The sequence below is a fragment of the Azotosporobacter soli genome (genome assembly GCF_030542965.1).
Taxonomy (GTDB): Bacteria; Bacillota; Negativicutes; order SG130; family SG130; genus Azotosporobacter; species Azotosporobacter soli.
Map to the genome: position 1 here is coordinate 43246 of NZ_JAUAOA010000020.1, position 20469 is coordinate 63714.

The window sequence follows — 20469 nt, forward strand, 5'->3', positions numbered from 1 at the left end:
GAACGGGTAAGATACTTTTACTATGGCGGTGAAGCGGATGAAGGTGCGACGCAAGACAGTCATCATTCTTGGCGGCATCATGCTCGGGTTGTTTTTACTGCTGGCGGGGCTGTCCCATGAATTGATCCTGGGGCGCTTTAAGGCGCTCGAAAGGGAGAATGCTCACGCCGATATGGAACGGGCGTTGCGGATACTGGAGACGCGTCTCGAGGATCTGGCTGGCGTTGCGCTTGACAATGGAAAATGGGATGAGAGCTATTCGTTTGTCATGGAGCCGAATGAAAAATACATCAATGACGTCGTCGGCGATACCTCGGCAGCGTATCGGCTCGATGTCTGGCTGATGCTCGATAACGAAGGACGTTTCGTTTACGGCAAGGCGTTTGCCGCCGCAGAACGCCGCGAAATAGCGTTGCCAGACGAACTGCTTGGCAAAATGCGTCTGGCGGATGGAGGACCGTTGCCGCAGAGCGGAGGATCGGGCGTGGTCTTACTACCCAAGGGGCCTCTTTTGATCGGCTATCATCCGATTACGCATTCTGACGGTCAGGGGCAGGCGGCAGGGCTGCTGGTGGTCGGCCGTTATCTGCAGGGTGCGTTGCTGGAGGATTTTTCTCGCCAGCTGCAAGTGCCGGTTTCCTTGGAAATGAACGAGACGGCGACGCTGGCGTCAGAGAGCGAGGAAAGGTTTTTACTGCGCGAAGAGCCGGAGCGGCTGCAGGGGCAGATTGCCATCGCTGCGTTGGCGCAGCGCGGCGAGCTTTTGCTCAAGCTGCAGCTGCCGCGCAAGATATCACGTCAGGGCGAGCAGGCGTTTCAATATTTTCTGGGCGGGATGTTCCTTGTCTCCGTTGTTGCGATCGCCCTGATCCTTTGGCTGCTCGAGCAAACCGTGCTGCGCCGTTTGCTGACGCTGACGCGTCAGGTTGAGGAAATCAAGCGGCAGGAAGATTGCTGGAAGCGCCTGCCGGAAGAGGGCAAGGATGAATTGACCCGTCTGGCCGTTGCCGTCAATGGCATGCTGACGATGCTCGAAGAATCGTTTCAGCGGGTGCAGGCGAGCAATAATGCGCTGGGGAATCTTTTAAACAACGCTGGGCAGGGCATCTTGATGTTTGGCGAAAGCTTGCGGGTGCATCCGGCTTACAGCGTGGAATGTTTGCGCTTCTTTCCCGGCGCGATTGCGCAGCAGGATGTCTGCCAACTGCTTTATCCGGGGCAAAGCGCTCATGAGCAGGAGGAGCGGGCTTTCTTGGCGCGCGCGATCCGGCAGATTTTTCGCGAAGAAGATATGGAACGGCGCGATGTCTTCCTGTCGTTGCTGCCGGAGGAAATCGTCCTGCGCAATATGACGCTCGAGCTGAAGTATAAGGTCATACTGCGCCTGGAAAACGGCTCTCCGGTGATGGTGATGATGCTGATCCTTACCGATGTCACGGAAAAACGGCAGTTGGAGCAACAGTTTCAATTGGAACACAACGTGCTCAAGATGGTGATTGCCTCCAAACTTAACTATAATGATCTGTCGGAATGCGTCCAGGAATATCGCCAGTTTTGCCGGCGCGAACTGAAAAGCGTTTTTGGCCCGGGAGCGTTAACGGAAAAACGCTTGGCCGAACTGCTGCACTACATCCATACGTTTAAAGGCAAGTTCGCGCAATTTCATCTGCTGCGTATCGTGGAAGAATTGCATCATTTGGAACAGCGGCTTGCCGATCTGCGTGAGCGAGGCGCCGGCGACCGCGAATACCAGGCGCTGCTCTCCGGTGAGACGATGTTGACCTGGCTTGAGGATGACATCCGGGTCTTGAAGAGATTTCTCGGCGAACGTTTTTTTGCCGCGGCGGAACTGCTTAGCGTGTCGAAGCAGGAACTCTTGGCGATCGAGAAACGGATCCTGCAGAATATGAGCAAGTTTGATTGCCAGTGGCTGTTGCCGCTCATCCGCAAACTGCGTTACAAACCGTTTCGCGATTTGCTGGCCTCCTATCCGGAATATGTGGCTACGATGGCGGAGCGTCTCGGCAGACCGGTTGCCCCGATGCTGATTGAAGGCGGCGATAACCTGGTTAATCCGCAGTATTACCGTGCTTTTAGCAATACCCTGGTGCATGTGATCAAAAATGCGCTGGAACATGGCCTGGAAGAGCCGCTCGAACGCGCGAAAAGCGGCAAAGGAGAAGCGGGTGCGATTCAGTGCCGGATCAAAGTAAGAGACGGTTTCTTGCTCGTAGCTGTCAGTGATGACGGCCGGGGTCTTGATCTGGAACGAATCAAAGAGCGCGCGCTGCAGACGGGAATGTACGATGCGACAGCGTTGGCGTCGCTCGACGAACAGGCTTTGACGCAGCTGATCTTTCGCGACGATTTTAGCACGCGCCAGGTCGTTACGAGTCTGTCGGGGCGCGGCATCGGTCTGGCGGCGGTCAAGAAAGAAGTTGACAAGCTGGGTGGCCGCATCGAGGTTATGACAAAATGGGGCAGCGGCACGACCTTTCAGTTTTTCCTGCCGTTGGATCGGCAAGATGCGCCGCCGCAGATCTCCTGGGATGCGGTGATGCGGCCGCTGGCAGAAGCGGCGCGTGACTTTTGGCGCGGACATGTCTGCCTGGAACAGGTTTATGCGGAAAACTTTAGTCTGACGCAAGGCGGTCTGCAGCTGGAGGAAATGTCGGCATTCATTGCGGTAAAAGGGGTTTTACAGGGCACGTTCATTCTCAGCGCGAACCGCTTGTTCCTGCAATCGTTGTCCGGCGGCTTGCAACCAGAGGTGTTGGCTGGCTTGGCGGAAAACGAAACGTGGGAAGGCCTGGTCGCGGAAAGCGCCAATGTGATCCTGGGCAATTCGCTGGCGCTCTTTCCGGCTAACCTGAAAAGCATCTTGATTGATACGCCGGTGACGATCACGCAGCTGAGAGGCGGCTGGCTGAATTATCCGCACCGGGAAATCTGGTCGTACCGGATCTCCAGCGAAGAAAAATTGCTGACGATTCATTTCGTCTCGCTGGAAAGCAATCCAATCGATTTGGCATGAAGAAAATAAAGGGAGCGTGGGGGAATAATGGCTAAGGTAATGATTGTCGATGACGCATTGGTCATGCGCAAGACGCTGTCGAGCATACTCGGGCAGATGGGGCATACGGTCATCAGTGAGGTCTCAAGCGGTGCGCAGGCCGTTGCGGAATATGAAAAGCTGAAGCCGGATGTTGTGACGATGGATCTGAATATGCCCGGCATGGATGGCGTCAAAGCGATCGAAACGATCATGGAGCGCTTTCCGGAAGCGCGTATCTTGGTCATCAGCGCACTGGGGCAAAAACACATGGTCTTCAACGCGATTGAAAAAGGCGCGAAAAACTATCTGGTCAAACCGATCACGATGGATAAATTGTCGGCCGTGATGGCAAGCGTGGTTAAAGGCTAAGAAAAAATAAAAGGCATAACTTCAGGCATCCGGAGGATGCTTGAAGTTATGCAAAGTGGTTTTAAGTCATCATCTCTATATAATAAGGAATATATATCGCTCATGGCCAGGAGGGAAACTTTTTGTGTAACCTAGCCGGCGAAAAAAAGGGGTAACCCTTTTTTTGTTCCTGTCATAACAATGCAATTTACATAGTATGCGAGATTTAATGATGAATACTGTTCGATGAGGTCGCCTTTAACACTTCGACGTTAAGCTTCTGGGTTTCCAGCAGAGCAGTCATTTTAATATCTAAACGGTGCAAGGCAGTGGCCGTATCGTGGCGCTGTTCGATGCTCAACACTTCCATCGTGGTGTGCAGCCGTTGCATTTCCTCTGCGGTGGTTTCCTCCAGCTCAGCCATGCGCTCTTCCATTTCATCGAGCTTGGCCAGTATTTTACTTAACAAGTCCTTACTCATGAGTCTGTCACCTGTCCCCTTTCGTTTATTGCCTGCTTATTATAACCATTTCCCCTAGAGGCGTCAAGGCAGGAAATTAAAAGAATTTTTATGAATTGGAATGCGTATTAAAGCGCAAGGAAAGGGAAAAGCGGACAAGACGGAGCCGATAATTTGCGCCGAAGCGATTGACAGTTTATGGTAGGGCGCTTATACTTGAATAACCAATATTTGTAAAATGAAAGGCGAGAAGGCGAATGGAGGAGTGGCGGCCATGGCTTTATTGTGCTGGGATGAATCGTACAGCGTCCGGATAAAAGAATTGGACCGGCAGCACCGAAAAATCGTCGAAGGCATCAACCGCTTGCATGACAGCCTGAAATTGGGCGGCGGCAAAGAAGAGACCGTGCTGCTCCTTACGGAGCTGCGCACGCATATGCAGGAACATTTTCAAACGGAGGAAGGCTATCTAAAGGCTAACGATTACGCGGATTTTTCCGATCACTGTGAACAGCATCAGTTTTTTTTACACAGGCTGAATGAACTGGAAGAGCGCTTGAAGAAGAGGCGCAGTGTGAAGAGCGCATTGACGCTGGTACAACAGCTCAATCAACAGCAGGTCGAACATGTTCGCGAACATGACCAAAGTTACACGAAACGCCTTGTTGAGAAGGGAGTCTTATGAAAGAGAACGGGAAAGAGGCTGTCTCCATCGCTTGAAAGAAGCGCAGCGGAGACAGCCTCTGATCTTGTCTGTGGTTATTTTTTCAGATCGGTCGGGTCGAGGATGGCGATGTCGCCTTCTTCGCCGGTGCGGATGCGGACCGCGTTTTCAATCGGGTAGACGAAGATCTTGCCGTCGCCGACCTTGCCGGTGCGGCAGACGCGCTTTACCGTGCTTACGACTTTTTCCACCGGTACCTCGCAGACGACGATTTCAATCTTGACGCCGGGCAGGAGGTTGATGTTGTACTCCTTGCCGCGATAGACTTCGGTGTGACCTTTTTGCAAACCGCAGCCGAAGATCTGGCTGACCGTCATGCCAGTTACGCCGATCGTGTTCAGTTCTTCTTTCAATTCCTCAAGCTTACCGGGACGAGTGATGATATCGATCTTGGTCATTTTTTGCATGGCAAAGTCCCTCCTCTATTTGTAGCCGAGCTTTAAGTCGGCGGTGGCGACGGCAGGTGAAGATTCAAGCGAGGAAAACGGCAAAGCGATTTGCGAACCGATGCTGAGATCCTGATAGGCATAACCGCGTTCACCGTGTTCGACGATGTCAAGACCTTCGGCTTCGTCAGACGGATCGACGCGCAATTGCATGACCAGGCTGATTGCTTTTAAGATGACCAAAGTTGCAACTGCGGCAAAAGCCCAGCTGACGCCGACGCCGATCAGTTGCGTAAGAAGTTGATCGGGATTGCCGAAGAGCAGACCGTCTGCTCCGGCCGCGTTGATGTCCTTCGAGGCGAAGATGCCGGTGGCGATAGCGCCCCAGGTTCCGCCGATGCCGTGAACGCCGAATGCATCTAAGGAATCGTCATAACCGAAACGTTGTTTGATGATGCTGACGAATGCGTAGCAGATGATGCCGCCCAATGCGCCCAGAGCAATTGCGGATAAAGGACTCACATAACCGGCTGCCGGAGTGATCGCGACAAGACCGGCCACACAGCCGCTGGCTGCGCCGAGGATAGTCGGTTTGCCATGTTGCAGCCATTCGCTGACGACCCAGGAAACGGTAGCGGCTGCGGCTGCAATGTGCGTGACGATGAAGGCGTTGGCAGCCAGACCGTTAGCGCCGAGCGCGCTGCCGGCGTTAAAGCCGAACCAGCCGAACCAGAGCAGCGATGCGCCGAGAACCGTCATCGGCAAGTGATGCGGCAACATGACTTCGCTGCCGTAGCCTTTGCGTTTGCCGAGATAGAGTGCGACCACTAAACCGGAAACGCCGGATAAAATGTGGACAACGGTGCCGCCGGCAAAATCAAGGATGCCCATGTCGCGCAGCCAGCCGCCGGTACCCCAGACCCAATGTGCTACAGGGTCGTAAACCAAGGTTGACCAAAGCAGGACGAAAACCGCAAAGGCCGGAAAGCGCATCCGTTCGGCCAAAGAACCGCTGATCAATGCGGGTGTGATTACGGCAAACATCGCTTGGAAAATCATAAAGGCCAGATGCGGGATCGTGGCCGCGTAATCAGGATTGGCGTCCTGTCCGACGCCGGCCAGACCGAACCAGCTGAGGTTGCCGATTAAGTGATTGACGTCAGGCCCGAAGGAAAGACTGTAGCCGATTAATACCCATTGTACGGAAATAAGACCCAGGCTAAAAAAACTTTGCATCAGAGTGCTGAGAACGTTTTTGGTGCGGACCATGCCGCCATAAAAGAGAGCCAAAGCGGGCGTCATCAGCATGACTAGTGCAGCGCTGAATAAAACGAAAGCGGTGTCGCCGCTGTCAATTTTGGCTGCGACAACCGGTGCAGCGGCATCGGCCGCGTCGGATACGACTTCTTCGGCGCCTGCGACGGAGGCGAAAGAGAAAAGAACCAGGAAGAGGAGCGTTAAAACGGTAAGTTTCTTCATAAGATAAAACCATCCTTTCATAGTGGAATATGTACGGTCTGCCATCTAATTCTTTTTCCCGCGGCTGAAAAAGAAAAAAATCCTTTCACGCTAAGCAGTGAAAGGACGTCATTGTCCTAAATAAACAGACAGCGCCTCCGCAAAGTGCGGAGGCGTCATTGCCTTCAATTAATGAAGTTATGGATGGATTATACCAATAATGGTGTAACGTTGTCAACCTTGTTTTTGAAAAATAAAATATGTAAAAAAATGTTGCAAAATTTTGTCATTGCTATATAATATCATTTGGCCTAGAGACTGTCGCACGAAGTGAGGGACAGTCTTTTAGCCTGCCAATTTACTGCCGCGCAGGCGGCGGACGAATGAGGCTGAAAAAATAAAGAGGTGTGACGCATGAAAAAAAGCTATGATGTTGCCATTATCGGAGCGGGCCCGGCCGCGGTATTCGCCGCGTACGAACTGCTGGTCAAGGCGCCGGATTTAAAAGTGATCATGGTCGAGTCCGGGCATGACATTTATCGCCGCAGCTGTCCGATCGGCGAAAAAAAAGTAACGCATTGCATCAAATGTGTTCCCTGTGATATCATGCGCGGCTTTGGCGGCGCCGGCGCTTTCTCCGACGGAAAATACAACTTCACGACTGAATTCGGCGGCTGGCTGAACGAATTCATTTCTAATAAAGAAGTGGAAGAACTGATTGACTATGTCGATTCCATCAACCTGGAATACGGCGCACCAAAAGAATTCTTCACCACGAAAAACAGCACGCTGCGCAACAAGGCGCTCAACTACGACCTGCACCTCTTGCAGGCCAAGGTACGCCATCTGGGCACGGAAAACAATCTGCACATTTTAAAATGCCTCTTCGAATTCCTGAAAGTCCGCATGACGATGCTCTTCGATGTGGCCGTGGATACGTTTTCGCGCGTGGAAGACGGTTTTCAACTGCAGCTGAAAGACGGCAGCAGCGTCGATTGCCGCCATTTGATCGCCGCACCGGGTCGGGCGGGTGCGGAGTGGTTTTCCGCCGAGTGCCGCAAGCACGGGCTGTCGGTATTCAACAACCAGGTTGACGTCGGCGTCCGGGTCGAGATCCCGGCGGAAGTATTCGAGCATATCACCGATGAGGTATATGAGGCGAAACTGGTCTACCGCACGAAGCAGTACGGCGATCTCGTGCGCACGTTCTGCATGAATCCGAAAGGCTACGTCGTCGCAGAAAATACCGACGGCATCATCACCGTAAACGGGCATAGCTACCGTGACGAAGCGCTGCACAGCAAAAACACCAACTTTGCGCTGTTGGTCAGCAACCGCTTCACCGAACCGTTCAACGAACCGCATCAATACGGCAAGCGAATCGCTTCGTTTTCCAACATGCTGGGCGGCGGCGTGCTGGTGCAGCGTTTTGGCGACCTGATTAAAGGACGACGCACGAACGAACACCGCCTCTCGCAAAGCTTCACCCGTCCGACGCTCGCGGCGACGCCGGGCGATCTCAGCCTGGTACTGCCGAAACGTCATTTGGACAACTTGATCGAAATGATTTATGCGCTGAACAAGGTTGCGCCGGGGATGGCCAATGACGACACCTTGTTGTACGGCGTCGAAGTGAAATTCTACAGCTCGCGTCTAAAACTGACGCGTGAACTGGAAACTGAAATCCCCGATATGTACGGCATCGGCGACGGTGCGGGCGTGACGCGCGGCTTGTCGCAGGCCAGCGCGAGCGGCGTCCACGTCGCGCGCGTGATCCTCGGACGGATGGGGAAATTGTAATGCTTTCGGCCTACTAACCGGACTCAAACTCTCGACAATTGAAAAAAATAGAATGCGCTAACACGAAGAAGCGAAGTGGGCCGATCGTATCGGCCCGTCGGGAAGAAAGGAAGAAAAATTTAAAAACTCTTCCTGCATTCCTTTCTTCGCATCTTCGTGTAAAAAACATCCCGCTTGCTTTCGTTTTGTCGTCAGTCTCGCCCGGCCTTCTGGCCGGGCTTTTTGCAATCGAGGCAAAAAGAGATAATAAAAAGTTAATAAATTATTTGCAGTAGGAAATTGAGTGACGGGTGGAGAAAGATAGTAGGGTAATTCGTTAAATTCACGGTACACGCAGCAAAGGGGGCAAAATTTTGTGAAAAAATATCTGTGGATGATATGTCTGCTCGTCTTATGCGCCGTAACGGGCACGGCACTGGCGGCGGAGGCGACCGCCGGAGCCCAGACAGCCAACACGGCCGGACAGATACCGGCGCCGGAACGCTTTCAAGTGATTGCTGCTACAGACCGGGTTAATGTGACGCTCGATACGCAGACGATCCGCTACGTCCAAGATCCTTACCGCGAGGAAAAACTCGTGGATGCGTGGGTCAAGACAGTGGACCGTGATACCGGCGGTTATAATTTGAGCCGCTACTATTTCAGAACGAGCGAACGGCAGGCGCAACTGATGACGTCGATGGACTTTGACGCGGACGGAAATGTCCTGGCGACTGAACGCAATTCGTATGCAGTCAAAGGTTTTAAGGACGTGATTCCGGAAACGGCGGAAGAAAAGTCGTATAATGCCGCGCTGCAATATGCGAAAGAAAAATTGACGGTGAAAAAAAGCTGGCCTTTTTGAAGAAGAGCGCAGCACGTAAAAGAGCACATCTCCTGGCGAACGAGCGCCGGGCCGATGTGCTCTTTTTATTTCAGGCGCAAAAAAAGTTTTTTGTAAGCAGGAAAAATAAAAGAAGTGGCGAATCATTTATTTTCAACTCTTTAAGTGTAGGGAAGAGTTGAAGTGTATTGCTTTGCACGACTGGCAGTTCCGCAGTGCGGCGCCATCTTTTTTTGGATGGTTACTGTGAAAAAAAGAACATAGTCGTTCGTCAGGCTATTGAGTAGAAGGGTGGAGGGTTTTTTTATGGGAGAACAAGAGAAAAAAAACAGGCCTCATGTCGTGATTGTCGGGGCCGGATTTGGCGGTGTACGCGTTGCGCGTGGCCTGGCCAAAGCCGACGTGGACATTACATTGATTGATAGGCACAATTACCATTTGTTTCAGCCGTTGCTGTACCAGGTCGCGACCGCGGGGTTATCGGTCGACGACATTGCCTATCCGGTGCGCGCGATCTTCAAAGAGCAAAAGAACGTAAACTTCCGCATGGCCGAAGTAACGGGGCTCGACCATGACAGCAAATGCGTCCTGACCAATACCGGACGCATCTGTTACGACCATCTGGTCGTTGCGGTAGGCGGCGCGACCAACTATTTCGGCATGGAAGGCGTCGAGACCTATGGTTTCGGCATGAAAAACCTTGATGAAGCGGTCAGCATCCGCAACCATGTCCTGAAAATGTTTGAATTGGCCAGTCACGAGCCGGATATCGACAAGCGGCGCGCGATGCTGACCTTCGTCGTGGTCGGCGGCGGCCCGACCGGCGTCGAGTCCGCCGGTGCGCTCTCCGAACTTATCTATCACGTGCTGGATCATGAATACCACAACCTGAACTTCAAAGAAGCGCGTATCGCGCTTGTGGAAGCATCCGATAAACTGCTGGCGTCGATGCCGCAGGAACTGCAGGAAGCCACGCTCGAAACGCTGATTCGCAAACGGGTCGAGATCCGTCTTTGCGTCCAGGTTACCGACTACGATGGCCAGCGCATGACGCTCAAAGGCGGCGAAGTCATCCCGACGCATACGCTGATCTGGGCCGCCGGTGTGCGTTCCGTACCGCTCTTGGACAAGCTCGGCCTCGAACAGGCCAGCATGCGTCGCGCCGTGGTCAACGAATTTTTACAGGCGACCGGCAAGCCGGAAGTCTTCGTCATCGGCGATGCCGCGCATTTCGTCCAGGACGGCCGTCCGCTGCCGATGATTGCGCCGGTCGCGATCCAACAGGCTGCGCATGTCGCCAAATCGATCAAGGGTCTGTTAAAAGGCAAAGCGATCACGGAACAAAAACCGTTTGCATACAAAGACGTCGGCAACATGGCCACGATCGGCCGCAACGCCGCGGTCGTCCACGTCGGTTCGATCAAAATCAAAGGCTTCTGGGCCTGGGCCTTTTGGTCGCTGGTTCACATCCTGCGTCTGATCGACTTCAGAAACAAAATGGTTGTCTTCATGAAATGGATGTGGGATTACTTCGTATACGAACGCGTCGTGCGCATCATCACGCGTCAATAACAGAGCAATTGAAAAAATGCAGGTAAGCCTTACGGCTCGCCTGCATTTTTCAATTGCTTAAAAAATGCCAGCGAAGTTAAAAAACATGTATTTAATAATTATGTAACTTATAAAGAGTTTAAGCAGGATTTTTTTGACTAATTAGGGAATGGGTTTCAAAAGAGGCGAAAAATATGGCTGTGTTCAAATTAGTAGAGGGGGATATTGAATGCTTAAGCGGATCATACTGTGTTTGATGATTGTTCTAATTGCAAGTTCAACACCTTGTTTTGCGTTAAAGAGAGTTGTTCCAGAAACGACAAAAGATGAAATCGTTACTAAGTATTTGAAGAATCAAAATCTGGATTCGGTTGAAGGGATATGGTCTTTTACCGTTAATGGACTTTATGGCGAAGTTGCAATTATTAAAAATCCTTCGAAAGAGTTTTATAAAGACTGGAATTATACAGGAGTTTTGGTCAATGGAAATAGTTTTGGTAAAAATGGTGAAGCGAAGATTGTAATAAATAAGACTGCAGTTACAGGAGTATATACGGGGGCCTATGTAGTTCAATCCATGGTCGGGTGGGGAAGTCAGAACCTCGAAGCAGTTAATTTTGTGACAAGTCAGGCAAACATAATGCAAGCCAATGTGCCATATCTTGGAACGGTTCACTTTATCCGAATTGATAACTTTAACACAACAGGAGGCGGAAGTATTGGCGGAAACTCAACGGGAACCGGATTTTTTGTTACGCCAACTACGATAGTGACGAATTATCATGTAATAGCTGATGCGAAAAAAATCGAGATTACCTTTCAGAATGAGTATACATTGACGGCAAAAGTAGTGGGAAAAGATGCGGCAAATGATGTTGCCGTTTTATCGGTAGAAGGTCTTGAAAGCAAAGTCGTACCCTTGGCGTTAGGATATACCAATAAAATTAAAGAAGGCGAAAAGGTTTATACCATTGGATTTCCATTATCAAATGATTTAGGAACCAGGCATAAAATTACGGATGGACTAGTAAGTTGTTTGACTGGCTTAAAAGATGATCCCACAGTGTTTCAGATCAGTATTCCAATTCAGCCAGGAAACAGTGGCGGCCCATTACTCTTATCTGATGGGAGGGTCATAGGAATTACAAGTGCAGGATTAAATAGTGTTTATTATTTAAGGAAAATGGGGACTGTGCCGCAAAATGTAAATTTTGCCGTAAAAGCCGATTACATTTTGCCGGTATTAAATGTTGCAGGTGTAAATTTGCCGACTTCTAATATTGAAGAAAAAGAATTAAACGCAGTAGCAATTATGGATAGTGCTAAATTAGCCGTTGTATATGTTAAAGCCTATAGAGAATAAGGGCGATGATCTCTGCTTTAACTTTAACAGTAACCAATAATCAGAAACACCCAGTAGATGTGTGTTTCTGATTTGTTTCAAGCCACTAGAACTCTCGAACTCTTGAATTATTGGAAATATCAAGACTGAACATACCGCAGCATTACGCATCAATAACAGATTGAAAAAGAGTGGTCATCTCAGTCAGATGACCACTCTTTTTCATAGTTTAAGGCTGCTTTTTTAAAATGCCGTTGAAGTCGGAGCCGTAAGGCGAACTGGGTGGGCCCCAGAAGGCGAGCGTGTTGTCCGGTTTCAGCGTGAATTCTTCCGTTATATCTGCGCGAGAAAACGGCGGTTTCAGTGGAACCTTCAGCTTGCCAAGAGAGAAGGTGCCGACTGTGCGGGTCCACTTTTCTTTTGCTCTCGGATCAGAGCCGTAAGAGAAAATGACGCTGACCTGGTCACCTTCAATTTTTTCTACGACCAGGACAAGTTCCCGGCTGCCGCTGGCGCCGCCGTTTATCCCCGTCCAGCTGAATTGTCCGGCCCATTTACCGGAGAGAGCCGCCAGTTTTTCCGGAACCTCCGGACCCGGCGCGATGATGTTGACATCGTTTGGCAGGGGCGGCGGCACGGCTGCGGCTGCAGGCAATACCGTCAGAACAAACAGCAGACACAGCAACGGGATGATCTTTTGCAACATGTTGTAGCCTCCTCGAGATTTAATTCCATATAAGAATTTCATTCTGGCTTTTTACTGCAAATCCTGCGTGGCATGCCTGTTTCCGCGGAGAAAAGCGCGAGGGCGTAAAGAAAGGCGAACGTGTTGGAAAGAGAAGGCAGGAGAAAGCGTAGGGCAGAGAGAAGCAGAAAAGAGGCCTCAAGCGGCGAAGAACGTCGCCGCAAAAAGTCAGTTGGAAAAGGAGTGGTTGCCAATGCGAAAAGCAATGTTGTTCCTGGTGCTGGCGGTAGGGTTTTGGCTTGTCGGGGGAGTGTCTGCGGGAGCTGTGGACAATTTGAAGATTGAGGACTGGAAAGGGCACTCGTTCACGTTCATGTCGTTGCCGGACGATAAACAGGTTGACGGCTACGGGATTTTTAAGGTGGAAAATGCCGTAAGAGGTTTTGAGGGCGACGTTTCGGTTCGCATACCGTATGCCAGCCATGCCGGGAAAAAGGTTCTGATTACGGAAGTGGTGCCGTTTACGGCCGGTTATGATTTGAAGGAATACATGGTGTACATGACTGTGGAAGGCAGCGGCGAAAAATTGGTGGCGCGCAGTATGCGCGGACAGGTCAATCATTTGGTACGAACGTCGGACGTGGAGAATGCGCGCAAGCAGTTTATGGGTAAGACGGTGTATTCGAAGCTGCGCGAACTGTCCGGTGCGCCGTCGGCCGGAAATAAAAATCCGGCAGCCGTTTCTGTCGGCATCGGTTTTCCGGTTGTAGTGGTCGATGTGTATCCGGGCATCCAGGTGCAAGATCCTATCTGGCTGATCGTTTCGGTAAGCGGCAGAAAGGCGATCTTGCCGATGAACTACAGCTGGACCAATATGCCGCTCATGGAGTGGACGAATCGGCCGGCCTGGGAAGATGATCTGTTCATGGAAAATCCAAGAGTGGCGTTCAACTGGTCGCCGGAAATGTGGCGGAATATCGAAGCCGCTCATGTGGTCAACGGCATGTTCAAGGAACAGGTCAAACTGAGTTGGGGCGAGCCGACTGCGCGGCAAGAAAACGGCTTCGTCTGGATTTACGGTACGAAAAAGCTGAAATTCAACGGCGATGTGCTTATTTCTATGGAAGAGACGGAACAATAAGAGGGTATGGGGGACAGATAGTACATGGAACTGCGAGTCATGACAGTGGAGTGGGCGGAAGAGTTGGTGTGCTTGCTGCGTGAGAACAAGGATCGTTTTTGTCCGGTGGAGCCGTTGAGGCCGGAGGAATATTATACGGCGGAATTTCATCGGCTCTGGCTGGAGAAAAACGGCGAGAATACAAGCGAAATTGCTTTTGGTCTGTTTGAAGCGGGTCGTTTAAGCGGACAAATCAAACTGAGCGTCATCCAGCGCGGCGCGTCTCAGTCGGCCGCGATGGGCTATTGGGTGGATCGGGCATCAGAGGGACGCGGCTGTTGCAGCTGGATGGTGAGCGAGACGCTGCGTTATGCACGCGATAAGCTCGGATTGCACCGGGTTTGGGCCAGTGTGCTGCCGGAAAACAAGGCGTCGCAGCGGGTTTTGGAGAAGAACGGCTTTAGCCGCTTCGGCCTGTCGCGCGATCATTTGTGCATTGCCGGGCAGTGGCGGGATCATCTTTTGTATGAAATTATTTTACCGGACCTGACGTAGCAAGAAAAACAGGGTGTGCGAGCGGAAGAGGCACATCCTGTTTTTCGTTTTCGGGTATAATAGATAAGCAAGAGTCTTATTTGCCCGGGGGAGGAAGAGAAAATGAGGATGCCATGGCTGCACACGCTGCGTTTTCGTTTGTTGATTGTCACGTTGATCATCGTCACCGTACCGATCATGCTGACTGGTTATATGCTAAAGGTCAAGACAGCGGACGCACTGCTGGCGGAAAAACAGGAGAAGCTGTTCGGCTTGACCCGCCTTTTGGACACGGCGCTGGGGCATGATTTTGAGGAGGTATTGGCGGAGACGGAGCAGACGCTCAGCCGGGAAGAAAAAATACGGCAGCTCAATCAGCGGTTGTCGGTCTATACCGACCGGATTGCGGCCGCGTCGCCGGGCGTCGGCGTCGGCTATTACAGCCGCGAACTGGATGCGATCATCACGTACGGCCCGAGTGAAGAGTACGCAGCGACGGTCGGACGTTCGATCGAAGCAAACCATCCGGGGCGGCGCGTGATGCAAAGCGGGCAGCAGGCGGTGGAGTCGGGCTCGCAGGTGCGCGGCAGGATCATGAATGCGATGCTGCCGATCAGTCGCGACGGAAAGGTGATCGGCTATATCTGGGCCAACGAACTGACCGATAACGTAGAAGCGCAACTGGCGGTAATCGAACGCGGTATTTTCGGCGCGGTGGCCTGCGGCATTTTGGTGGCGCTCTCGCTTTCGCTCGGTCTGACGCATCGCCTGGTCAATGAGGTGACGACGATCAAGGGTGGGCTCGAAGAAATGCAGTTCGACCTGCGCAAAACGATCGCGCCGCTCGAAGGCGAGATGGGAGAGATTTCCCTGGCGATCAATGGGATGGCGCAGTCGCTGCTTAATTCGCGCGGTCTGACGGAGAACATCATGTTCAGTATTGCCGATGGCATCATCACGGTGAACAATCAGGGGAACATCACGATGATGAACCGGGCCGCGCAGGAGCTGACAGGCTTTGCGCCGGAAGAAGTGGTCGGCCGTTTTTATAAGGATATGTTCCAGAGCCATCCGGAGTTCCACAGCTGGCTGCTCGATACGCTGGAGAGCGGCGCCAACCATATCGGCATGGCGATGGAGTATCCGGTGAAGCACGGCACCAGTCATATCAGCGCCAGCACGACGCGGCTCAAGAACAGCCGGGAGGAGATCATCGGCGCGGTGGTGGTCTTTAAGGATCTGACGGAGCAGCACCGGCTGCAGGAACAGGTACAGCGCGCGGAAAAATTGGCGACGCTCGGCGAGTTAATGGCCGGCGTCGCGCATGAGATCCGCAATCCGCTGACTGCGATCAAAGGTTTTGTGCAATATCTGAGCGAGACCGACAGCGAGGAAGAGCGCCAGGAATATATGCCGATCATCAGCAAGGAAGTGGATCGGATCAACGCGGTGATTGAAGAGATGCTTTATTTCTCGAAACCGTGTCCGCTGCGTCGCCGTCTTTTGGACTTTAACGCGGTCGTGGCGGCCACGCTGCTGCTTGTTGATAATAAGGCGCGGCGCGGCAAGGTCGTGTTCGTACGGCATCTGGCGGAAGGCTTGCCGGAAGTGGAAGGCGATGAAGAACAGCTGCGTCAGCTACTACTCAATCTGGTGATGAACGCCGTGCAGGCGACCGCGGCGGGCGGTACGGTGGCCGTTCGAACCTGGCGCAAGGCGGAACAGCTTTGTCTTCAGGTATCGGACAATGGCAGCGGCATTTTGCCGGAAAATCTGGCGCAGGTCTATGATCCGTTTTTTACCACGAAACAGAACGGCACCGGGCTTGGTCTGGCGGTGGTACAGCGGATACTGAGCAGTCACGGGGGAAGAATGGAACTGGAAAGCGTCTGGGGTCACGGAACCACGGTGTTGGTGTACCTGCCGCTTACGCAAGGAGGAAGCAAAGATGGTAGAGAAACAATACCGCATTTTGATCGTAGATGACGAAGACAGCGTACGGCGCTTGCTCGGTGCGGTCTTGCGCCGCGAAGGCTATCAGGTCGAGACCGCGGAAGACGGGCGGGAAGGACTGGAAAAATTCACGCTCTGGCGGCCCGATCTCGTCCTGCTCGATATCCGGATGCCGGAGATGGACGGCATGACCGCGCTCGGCGAGATCAGGCGCTGCCAGCCGACGGCCAAAGTGATTTTGATGACCGCGTTTGCCGCGGTCGATACCGCGGTGACCGCGCTGAAGCAGGGCGCGTTCGACTATATCATCAAGCCGTTTAATTTGGATGAGGTAAAGCTTTTGGCCAGCCGGGCGAAGGAAATGAGCCAGATGACCGAGGAAATCAGTTTGCTGCACCGCGAATTGAACGCGCTCTACCGGCTGGATCATTTCCTGACCAACAGTCCGCGCATGAAAGAACTTTGCCGGACGGTGGCCAAGGTGGCGCAAAGCAACGCCAATGTGTTGGTGACCGGCGAGAGCGGCACCGGCAAGGAGCTGATCGCCAACACGATTCACTATAACAGTCTCCGGCGGCAGGGACCGTTTATCAAGGTGAACTGCGGCGCACTGCCGGAAGGGCTTTTGGAAAGCGAACTGTTCGGGCATGAAAGAGGTGCGTTTACCGGCGCGGCCGGACGGCGCATCGGGCGCTTCGAGCAGGCCGCGGGCGGCACGCTGCTGCTCGATGAGATCGGCGAAATGCCGTCCAGCCTGCAGGTGAAGCTGCTTCGGGTGCTGCAGGAAAAAGAGTTCCAACGCCTTGGCGGCAGTCAGACGTTGAAGACCGATGTCCGGGTGATCGGCGCGACGAACCGTTCGCTGCCCAAGCTGGTGGAGGAAGGCACGTTCCGCCAGGATCTCTTTTACCGCTTGAATGTGGTGACGCTCGAACTTCTGCCGCTGCGTGAACGGCCGGAAGACGTGGCGCTGTTGGCCAATCATTTTTTGCAGAAGTTTTCCCATGACAACGGACGCGACATGCTCGGTTTCGACCGCGCGGCCATGCGTCTTCTGGAGCGGCACGACTGGCCGGGCAACGTGCGCGAACTGGCGAATGTCGTAGAGCGGGCGGTCATCATGAGTACGGGACAGATCATTTTTCCGGAAGATTTGCCGCCGGGACTGGGCAGCCAGGCGGAGACGCATCCGCAGCCTGGTTATCGAGGGGCGGGGCAGAGTCTGAAAGAGCGCGTGAAGGAGGCGGAAAGCGGCTTCATCCGTGAAGCACTGCTGCATAACGGCGGCAACAAGGTGCAGACGGCGCGAGAACTCGGCATCAGTCGGCGTTCGCTCCTCTATAAGATTCAGGAATATGGCTTAGAACACTGTGAATAAAGACGCGCATGCGCAAAATTTTGCGCAGCGACAGCGCCGTTTTGTGACGGCAAAGAGAAACGGCAAAAAGAGTACAACCCTTAGAAAGTAAGGGCTGTACTCTTTTTTTATTGTTTGCGCCGCAGTTGGCATCGTCTTTGCGTTACTGGTAGGAGAAACAGAGAATAGGCTTTAAGGAGGGCAACTATGATTGACAAGGCAGTGGGACTCGAAACGGCGGCGCAGCATTTAAAGGATGGCATGGTCGTTATGGTAGGCGGTTTTCTGGGAACCGGCAGTCCGGAAAAACTGGTGCAGATACTGATCGAGAAAAAGATCAAGGACATCACGCTGATTGCCAATGACACGGCTTTTGCCGACCAGGGCATCGGCCAGCTGATCGTGAACCGACAGGTGAAGAAAGTGATCGCCTCGCATATTGGAACCAATCCGGAGACCGGCAAACAGTTCATGGCTAACGAGCTGGAGGTTGAACTGGTGCCGCAGGGGACGCTCGCGGAACGGATTCGTTGCGGCGGTGCGGGACTCGGCGGCGTGTTGACGCCGACCGGCGTAGGGACCGTGGTTGCGGAGGGCAAAGAGGTGCTGCGCGTGAACGGGCGTGAGTACTTGCTCGAAGTGCCGCTTCGTGCCGATGTGGCGCTAATTCAGGCGCAGGTAGCCGATCGCAGCGGCAATCTTGTCTATGACAAGGCGGCGCGCAACTTTAATCCGATGATGGCGATGGCGGCGGACCATGTTATCGCCGAAGTTTGCGACCTGCTGCCGCCGGGTAAGTTCGTCGAACCCGACTCGGTAATGACGCCCGGTATCGTAGTCGATCAAATCGTCAGCAAGGAGGGCTGCTAATATGAATGCCAAACAAAGAATCGCCAGTCGCGTGGCGCTTGAAATGAAAGACGGCGATGTCGTGAATTTGGGGATCGGTTTGCCGACCATGGTGACCAATTATCTGCCGGAGGACGTCAGGGTGATGCTGCAGTCGGAAAACGGTTTTGTCGGCTTGTGCGCCGCAAGCGGCGAAGCGCAGCCGAACATAGTGAACGCGGGCGGACAGCCGGCCGGACTCGTGCCGGGCGCGGCGATGTTCGACAGCGCGATGTCCTTTGCGCTGATCCGGGGCGGGCACGTCGACGTCACGGTGCTAGGCGGCTTGCAGGTCGATTGCGCAGGCAATCTCGCCAACTGGATGGTGCCGGGCAAAATGGTTCCCGGCATGGGCGGCGCGATGGATCTGGTCAGCGGCGCAAAGAACGTCATTGTCGCAATGGAACACTGCGCCAAAGACGGCGGCAGCAAGATCCTGCCCGAATGCACGCTGCCTTTGACCGGCAAAGGCGTCGTGAATCTCATTGTGACCGAAATGGCGGTGTTCAAGGTGACCGCAAACGGGCTGGTGCTTGAAGAACATGCGTCGGGCGTATCGGTTGACGACATTGCCGGATGCACGGCTGCTTCATTTAGCGTCAGTCCTTATCTGAAAGAAATGGCGACGGATAAGGAGGGGGCGGCATGATCCATGTAGTTTCGCGCTTTTTCACGAGCGTTGTAAACCGTTTTTTACCGGATCCGCTTGTCTTTGCGGTTTTGTTGACGATGATCACGTTTTTGCTCGGCATCTGGCTGACGCCGAATGATTCTCTGGCGATGGTCAAGATGTGGGGCGACGGATTTTGGAACCTGCTCGGCTTTTCGATGCAGATGGCGTTGGTGCTGGTCACCGGTCACGCGCTGGCCAGTTCCGGTCCGGTGCGCAAGGGGATGACCTCGCTTGCCTCGATCGCCTCGACGCCGAAACAGGGCGTCATGCTGGTGGTCTTCATGTCTTCGGTCGCCTGCATTATTAACTGGGGCTTCGGTTTGGTCGTCGGCGCGATGTTCGCACGTGAAGTGGCGCGACGCATCCCCGGTTCCGATTACCGCTTGCTGATCGCTTCGGCGTACATGGGCTTTCTGACCTGGCATGGCGGTCTTTCGGCTTCGGTGCCGCTGGTTGCGGCGACAAAGGGCAATCCGATGGAAAAGATCTGCGGCATCATTCCGATTTCGGATACGATTTTTGCCAATTACAATATTTTCATCACCGTATCGCTTGTCATCATGCTGCCGCTCTTGTGCCGCATGATGATGCCCAAGGCGCAGGATGTCGTGGCGATTGATCCGGCGCTGCTGCAGGAAGACGCGCACAGCACGCAAAAGAAACTGGGGCCGAACGCGACCTGGGCGGAGCGGATGGAAGAAAGTCCGTTGCTCTCGGTCATCGTAGCCGCTTTTGGCGCGCTGTATCTGGGCATGTACTTTAAGAACAACGGTTTCAATCTGAATATCAATACGGTCAATCTGATGTTCCTCACCGCCGGCATCTTGCTGCACAAAACGCCGATGGCGTATGCGCGGGCGATCAATGCGGCGGCGAGAGGCACCGCGGGCATCATGATCCAGTTCCCCTTTTATGCCGGCATTCAGATCATGATGGAACATTCGGGCCTTGGCGGCATCATCACGAACTGGTTCGTAAACGTCGCGACCAAAGAGACTTTTCCGATTATGGCATTCTTCAGTTCCGGCCTGATCAACTTTGCAGTGCCGTCCGGCGGCGGGCATTGGGTCATCCAAGGACCGTTCATCATGCCGGCGGCGCAGGCGCTGGGCGCGGATCTCGGCAAAGCGGCGATGGCGATCGCATACGGTGAGGCGTGGATGAACATGGCGCAGCCGTTCTGGGCGCTGCCTGCACTCGCGATTGCAGGACTCGGCGTGCGCGATATCATGGGTTACTGCGTGACGTCGCTGCTTTTTTCCAGCGTGATTTTTCTCGTCGGACTACACTTTTTTTAAATAAGAGGAGGCAA

At 53.3% G+C, this 20469-nt stretch carries 18 protein-coding genes; 14 read left to right on the forward strand and 4 right to left on the reverse strand.

Annotated features, from left to right (window positions below; genetic code table 11):
* The first annotated feature begins 37 nt into the window (after positions 1 to 37).
* Together QTL79_RS14490 and QTL79_RS14495 are read left to right on the forward strand one after the other, a co-directional pair.
* Positions 38 to 3034 (forward strand): CHASE4 domain-containing protein, encoded by a 2997-nt coding sequence (locus tag QTL79_RS14490; RefSeq protein WP_346355685.1) that lies wholly within the window; start codon positions 38 to 40, stop codon positions 3032 to 3034.
* A 27-nt stretch (positions 3035 to 3061) separates the two neighbouring features.
* On the forward strand, positions 3062 to 3424 hold the full coding sequence (locus tag QTL79_RS14495) for a response regulator (protein WP_346355686.1): 363 nt from the start codon (positions 3062 to 3064) through the stop codon (positions 3422 to 3424).
* Positions 3425 to 3629: 205 nt separating this feature from the next.
* Here the strand turns inward: QTL79_RS14495 and QTL79_RS14500 are convergent, their stop codons facing one another.
* On the reverse strand, positions 3630 to 3884 hold the full coding sequence (locus QTL79_RS14500) for a hypothetical protein (RefSeq protein WP_346355687.1): 255 nt from the start codon (positions 3882 to 3884) through the stop codon (positions 3630 to 3632).
* A gap of 253 nt (positions 3885 to 4137) precedes the next feature.
* Here QTL79_RS14500 and QTL79_RS14505 point away from each other — a divergent pair, with 253 nt between their 5' ends.
* Positions 4138 to 4548: a bacteriohemerythrin gene (locus QTL79_RS14505; RefSeq protein WP_346355688.1), complete on the forward strand. Its 411-nt coding sequence runs from the start codon at positions 4138 to 4140 to the stop codon at positions 4546 to 4548.
* A gap of 74 nt (positions 4549 to 4622) precedes the next feature.
* Here QTL79_RS14505 and QTL79_RS14510 read toward each other — a convergent pair whose 3' ends face one another.
* On the reverse strand, positions 4623 to 4994 hold the full coding sequence (locus tag QTL79_RS14510; RefSeq protein ID WP_346355689.1) for a P-II family nitrogen regulator: 372 nt from the start codon (positions 4992 to 4994) through the stop codon (positions 4623 to 4625).
* 15 nt (positions 4995 to 5009) lie between these two features.
* Positions 5010 to 6452 carry an ammonium transporter gene (locus tag QTL79_RS14515; protein ID WP_346355690.1) on the reverse strand — a complete coding sequence of 481 codons (1443 nt, stop codon included), beginning with the start codon at positions 6450 to 6452 and terminating at the stop codon, positions 5010 to 5012.
* Between the two features lie 393 nt (positions 6453 to 6845).
* Between QTL79_RS14515 and QTL79_RS14520 the strand changes: the two genes are divergently transcribed.
* From QTL79_RS14520 to QTL79_RS14535, 4 genes are all read left to right on the forward strand, one after another.
* Positions 6846 to 8231: an NAD(P)/FAD-dependent oxidoreductase gene (locus QTL79_RS14520; protein WP_346355691.1), complete on the forward strand. Its 1386-nt coding sequence runs from the start codon at positions 6846 to 6848 to the stop codon at positions 8229 to 8231.
* A gap of 355 nt (positions 8232 to 8586) precedes the next feature.
* Positions 8587 to 9075: a hypothetical protein gene (locus QTL79_RS14525; protein ID WP_346355692.1), complete on the forward strand. Its 489-nt coding sequence runs from the start codon at positions 8587 to 8589 to the stop codon at positions 9073 to 9075.
* A 285-nt stretch (positions 9076 to 9360) separates the two neighbouring features.
* Entirely contained in the window at positions 9361 to 10626 is a 1266-nt protein-coding gene (locus tag QTL79_RS14530; protein ID WP_346355693.1) for an NAD(P)/FAD-dependent oxidoreductase, read from the forward strand.
* Between the two features lie 208 nt (positions 10627 to 10834).
* A complete protein-coding gene (locus QTL79_RS14535; RefSeq protein ID WP_346355694.1) occupies positions 10835 to 11968 on the forward strand; it encodes a S1C family serine protease in 1134 nt (377 codons plus the stop codon).
* Between the two features lie 208 nt (positions 11969 to 12176).
* On the opposite strand, the gene QTL79_RS14540 is transcribed toward QTL79_RS14535, so the two are convergent.
* Positions 12177 to 12653, reverse strand: coding sequence for a hypothetical protein (locus QTL79_RS14540; RefSeq protein WP_346355695.1), 477 nt, complete (start codon positions 12651 to 12653; stop codon positions 12177 to 12179).
* Between the two features lie 232 nt (positions 12654 to 12885).
* On the opposite strand from QTL79_RS14540, the gene QTL79_RS14545 reads away from it, so the two are divergent.
* From QTL79_RS14545 to QTL79_RS14575, 7 genes are all read left to right on the forward strand, one after another.
* Positions 12886 to 13773 carry a hypothetical protein gene (locus QTL79_RS14545; RefSeq protein ID WP_346355696.1) on the forward strand — a complete coding sequence of 296 codons (888 nt, stop codon included), beginning with the start codon at positions 12886 to 12888 and terminating at the stop codon, positions 13771 to 13773.
* Positions 13774 to 13797: 24 nt separating this feature from the next.
* A complete protein-coding gene (locus tag QTL79_RS14550) occupies positions 13798 to 14307 on the forward strand; it encodes a GNAT family N-acetyltransferase (protein WP_346355697.1) in 510 nt (169 codons plus the stop codon).
* A 102-nt stretch (positions 14308 to 14409) separates the two neighbouring features.
* Entirely contained in the window at positions 14410 to 16272 is a 1863-nt protein-coding gene (gene atoS / locus QTL79_RS14555) for a two-component system sensor histidine kinase AtoS (protein WP_346355698.1), read from the forward strand.
* Positions 16235 to 17617: a sigma 54-interacting transcriptional regulator gene (locus QTL79_RS14560; RefSeq protein ID WP_346355699.1), complete on the forward strand. Its 1383-nt coding sequence runs from the start codon at positions 16235 to 16237 to the stop codon at positions 17615 to 17617. Before atoS ends, QTL79_RS14560 begins: the two co-directional genes overlap by 38 nt.
* Positions 17618 to 17803: 186 nt before the next feature.
* Positions 17804 to 18466 carry an acetate CoA-transferase subunit alpha gene (gene atoD, locus QTL79_RS14565; RefSeq protein ID WP_346355700.1) on the forward strand — a complete coding sequence of 221 codons (663 nt, stop codon included), beginning with the start codon at positions 17804 to 17806 and terminating at the stop codon, positions 18464 to 18466.
* Between the two features lies 1 nt (position 18467).
* Entirely contained in the window at positions 18468 to 19133 is a 666-nt protein-coding gene (locus QTL79_RS14570; protein ID WP_346355701.1) for a 3-oxoacid CoA-transferase subunit B, read from the forward strand.
* Positions 19130 to 20455, forward strand: a complete 1326-nt coding sequence (locus QTL79_RS14575; protein ID WP_346355702.1) for a TIGR00366 family protein — start codon at positions 19130 to 19132, stop codon at positions 20453 to 20455. The genes QTL79_RS14570 and QTL79_RS14575 overlap by 4 nt, the downstream gene beginning before the upstream one ends.
* The last annotated feature ends 14 nt before the right edge of the window (positions 20456 to 20469 follow it).

What these genes read in the sequence shown, in the direction of transcription:
- QTL79_RS14490 (WP_346355685.1), top strand. Translation starts at nt 38, where the DNA reads ATGAAGGTGCGACGCAAGACAGTCATCATTCTTGGCGGCATCATGCTC.
- QTL79_RS14495 (WP_346355686.1), top strand. Translation starts at nt 3,062, where the DNA reads ATGGCTAAGGTAATGATTGTCGATGACGCATTGGTCATGCGCAAGACG.
- QTL79_RS14500 (WP_346355687.1), bottom strand. Translation starts at nt 3,884, where the DNA reads ATGAGTAAGGACTTGTTAAGTAAAATACTGGCCAAGCTCGATGAAATG.
- QTL79_RS14505 (WP_346355688.1), top strand. Translation starts at nt 4,138, where the DNA reads ATGGCTTTATTGTGCTGGGATGAATCGTACAGCGTCCGGATAAAAGAA.
- QTL79_RS14510 (WP_346355689.1), bottom strand. Translation starts at nt 4,994, where the DNA reads ATGCAAAAAATGACCAAGATCGATATCATCACTCGTCCCGGTAAGCTT.
- QTL79_RS14515 (WP_346355690.1), bottom strand. Translation starts at nt 6,452, where the DNA reads ATGAAGAAACTTACCGTTTTAACGCTCCTCTTCCTGGTTCTTTTCTCT.
- QTL79_RS14520 (WP_346355691.1), top strand. Translation starts at nt 6,846, where the DNA reads ATGAAAAAAAGCTATGATGTTGCCATTATCGGAGCGGGCCCGGCCGCG.
- QTL79_RS14530 (WP_346355693.1), top strand. Translation starts at nt 9,361, where the DNA reads ATGGGAGAACAAGAGAAAAAAAACAGGCCTCATGTCGTGATTGTCGGG.
- QTL79_RS14535 (WP_346355694.1), top strand. Translation starts at nt 10,835, where the DNA reads ATGCTTAAGCGGATCATACTGTGTTTGATGATTGTTCTAATTGCAAGT.
- QTL79_RS14540 (WP_346355695.1), bottom strand. Translation starts at nt 12,653, where the DNA reads ATGTTGCAAAAGATCATCCCGTTGCTGTGTCTGCTGTTTGTTCTGACG.
- QTL79_RS14545 (WP_346355696.1), top strand. Translation starts at nt 12,886, where the DNA reads ATGCGAAAAGCAATGTTGTTCCTGGTGCTGGCGGTAGGGTTTTGGCTT.
- QTL79_RS14550 (WP_346355697.1), top strand. Translation starts at nt 13,798, where the DNA reads ATGGAACTGCGAGTCATGACAGTGGAGTGGGCGGAAGAGTTGGTGTGC.
- atoS (WP_346355698.1), top strand. Translation starts at nt 14,410, where the DNA reads ATGAGGATGCCATGGCTGCACACGCTGCGTTTTCGTTTGTTGATTGTC.
- QTL79_RS14560 (WP_346355699.1), top strand. Translation starts at nt 16,235, where the DNA reads ATGGTAGAGAAACAATACCGCATTTTGATCGTAGATGACGAAGACAGC.
- atoD (WP_346355700.1), top strand. Translation starts at nt 17,804, where the DNA reads ATGATTGACAAGGCAGTGGGACTCGAAACGGCGGCGCAGCATTTAAAG.
- QTL79_RS14570 (WP_346355701.1), top strand. Translation starts at nt 18,468, where the DNA reads ATGAATGCCAAACAAAGAATCGCCAGTCGCGTGGCGCTTGAAATGAAA.
- QTL79_RS14575 (WP_346355702.1), top strand. Translation starts at nt 19,130, where the DNA reads ATGATCCATGTAGTTTCGCGCTTTTTCACGAGCGTTGTAAACCGTTTT.